The 251-nt window shown below is 62.9% G+C and carries 1 protein-coding gene; it reads left to right on the forward strand.

Annotated elements, in window-relative coordinates; genetic code table 11:
• Positions 1-251: ABC transporter permease subunit (locus AAEZ05_RS29495; protein WP_350650173.1), on the forward strand; the 251-nt coding region annotated here is incomplete at both ends.

A 251-nucleotide genomic window follows, 5' to 3' on the forward strand; every position in this document is an offset into this window, starting at 1 on the left:
TTCGTGGTGCGCACGGTGCAGCCGGTACTGGCCGATATCCCCCGGGAAATCGAAGAGGCCGCCGCTTGCCTCGGCGCCAAGCCGTTGCAGGTGTTCCGCTACATCCTCGTGCCGGCATTGTTGCCCGCCTGGCTGACCGGCTTCGCCCTGGCGTTTGCCCGAGGCGTGGGTGAGTACGGTTCGGTGATCTTCATCGCCGGCAACATGCCGATGAAAACCGAAATCCTGCCCTTGCTGATCATGGTCAAGCT

Source organism: Pseudomonas sp. HY13-MNA-CIBAN-0226 (assembly GCF_040310305.1).
GTDB lineage: Bacteria > Pseudomonadota > Gammaproteobacteria > Pseudomonadales > Pseudomonadaceae > Aquipseudomonas > Aquipseudomonas gregormendelii.